Annotated in this window: 2 protein-coding genes; both read left to right on the top strand. The window is 45.7% G+C overall.

Features of this window, described 5'->3' with window-relative positions; translation table 11 throughout:
• The first annotated feature begins 526 nt into the window (after positions 1-526).
• On the top strand, positions 527-1,648 hold the full coding sequence (locus B3K91_RS04115; RefSeq protein ID WP_292590789.1) for an exo-beta-N-acetylmuramidase NamZ family protein: 1,122 nt from the start codon (positions 527-529) through the stop codon (positions 1,646-1,648).
• An 11-nt stretch (positions 1,649-1,659) separates the two neighbouring features.
• Positions 1,660-2,388 (top strand): GntR family transcriptional regulator, encoded by a 729-nt coding sequence (locus tag B3K91_RS04110; protein ID WP_099828505.1) that lies wholly within the window; start codon positions 1,660-1,662, stop codon positions 2,386-2,388.
• Positions 2,389-2,426: the final 38 nt, after the last annotated feature.

Raw genomic sequence — 2,426 nt, 5'->3', positions numbered from 1 at the left:
TGCGTTGGCAGCAACCTGAGCGATGCCTTCAAAGTGGCCGAGGTACTTGAGAAGTCGGCAAAAACGATTATCATGGCAACAATCATAGGAACTCCTCAGGTAATTTCTCACGAGGAGTGTCTTAAGATGCAGGACTTCGTAAAGAATTACTACGGACAGAAATGAATCCTAAAAACCNNAGTTTATCACTTAATCTTCTGAAAACAGCTGAACAAGCCAAAGCATTTTCAGAAACGAAGAATTTTGCCACTACAAAATATAGACAAAAAAATAGCGTTTACTAAACCATGCGGGTTTGAGACGCTATCTTCTTTGTTTTATGGGTCCAAGTGATAAAGTCAATGAATCCTAAAAACCCTTACCACCGATCGACCAACCGCTAAGAGCCGACCGATGTCGGCTCTTTTCTTTTCCGTTGTCAATTCCAACCGATACTTGTCAAAGACTCTCCACGATTGGGAAAATGATATGACAATATGGCATGATTGTGATTGATAAGTATACATTACCTGGAGGGGGTTATAGTATGGTTTCGCTGGGAATAGATGTCTTGCAGAAAAGAGGTTTCACAGATCTAAGAAACAAGGCGATCGGTCTCGTCACGAACTACTCATTCGTTGACTCAGATCTGAAGTGGGGAATTGACCTCATGTTCGAAAGCAAACTCAATGTGAAAAAGATCTTCACCCCTGAACACGGACTTGGAGGAGTAGCCGACGGGGCGCATGTAAACGACGATCTCCATCCAAAATACGGCATTCCTGTGGTAAGTCTATACGGGGATAAGCGCAAACCTTTGCAGGAAGATCTCGAAGGGCTTGATGTAGTCGTATACGACATTCAGGATGTCGGCCTGAGATTCTACACATTCATCTATACTCTCGCCTATACAATGGAATCAGCGGCGGAAGCCGGAATTCAGTACGTAGTTCTTGACAGGCCGAACCCGCTGGGCAGAGGGGTCTTCGGAAGTAGAATAGACGACGGGTTGCAGACCTTTGTTGGCGGCTATAGACTGCCCCTCCAGTACGGACTTACGGCAGGAGAGCTTGCCCAATATTTCAAGAAGCTCATGAAACTCGATCTCGACCTGCAAGTCGTGAAGCTTGAAGGTTGGAACGGCGAAAGTTACGATGCCACGTCTCTTTTGTGGAATGTGCCTTCACCAAATGTGCCGACCTACGAATCTCTTCTAGGTTACGCGGGAACCTGCTTCTTTGAAACCACAAACGTCTCTGAAGGCCGCGGCACATTCAAGCCCTTTATCTTGATAGGCGCTCCATGGATCAATGGATCGGATTTCGCAGCATTTCTGAAGAGAGAGTTCCCCGATCTCAGATTACGAAGCCGCGAATTCATGCCCTTCTACCGGAAGTACGCAAATGCCAGCTGCAGCGGGGTAGAGTTCTTTCCGAGAAATGACGACAACTTCTTTGTGATAACTTTGAAGATGATGGATTATTTGCTAAAATATGAACAATTTGAGATAATGGACCGCTCAGATGATCTTATCGGCATTGCGAATAGCGCACAGAAGATTAGAACCGGAAAGCTTGACTACAGCCAATGGAAACAGTCAGGGATGGAGTTCATAGAGTTCGCTGAGGATTGTCTCCTCTATCCTGGTGAACTGAATTATCGTGATTGAAGGGGGCCATCATGGGTGAAACGCCGATTCCACTATACTACAAGTTGTACGTTGACTTGAAGGAATCCCTCAATTCCGGAAAGTATCAGAAGGGCGATAAGCTTCCCACGGAAAAGGAGCTTTGCCAACAGTACAGCATAAGCAGACTTACTGTCAGGAGAGCAATGGATGAGCTAAGAAGAGAGGGGTTCATCGAAAGGCTTAAGGGGAAGGGGACCTTCGTCACAGGATCTAAGCGCGAAGAGCAGCTTGCCATACTCACAGGATTCACGGATGAGGCTAGAAAGCGCGGCAGTGAGACCCGGTCTGTAGTTTTGGAGAACAGACTAGTCAGAGTCCCAGCAGATGCAGTAGAGCTCTTCGATATCCCAGCAGACGCAATGGTCGTGCTCCTGAAAAGAGTTAGATTTCTCGAAGGAGAACCCTACGCAATTGAAGAAGCATATCTAAATGTGGGAGCGGATATCCGTCTGCTCAATATAACACAGAGAGATATGGAAAAGGAGTCTCTATACGGAATCCTAAGAAAGGAGTACGGAATCAATATCTCTTATGCAGAAGAAGAAATGGAACTCACAAGGCTAAAGAAAGAAGAAGCCCGTTTTCTTCGTCAGGAACTGGATGACTGCGCAATAATGAGAAAGAGATTCACGTACACAAAGAGTGATATCTGCATCGAGTATGTTATTTCATTGTACAGAGCAGACAAAAGCAAGTTTAAAATAGTGAGAAGGATATAGATAACCGGGGTTACGGGTAACACCGGTTGGGGGTTGGA

Source organism: Mesotoga sp. UBA5847, from assembly GCF_002432735.1.
Lineage (GTDB): Bacteria > Thermotogota > Thermotogae > Petrotogales > Kosmotogaceae > Mesotoga.
This window is presented reverse-complemented; position numbering and strand designations above follow the sequence as displayed.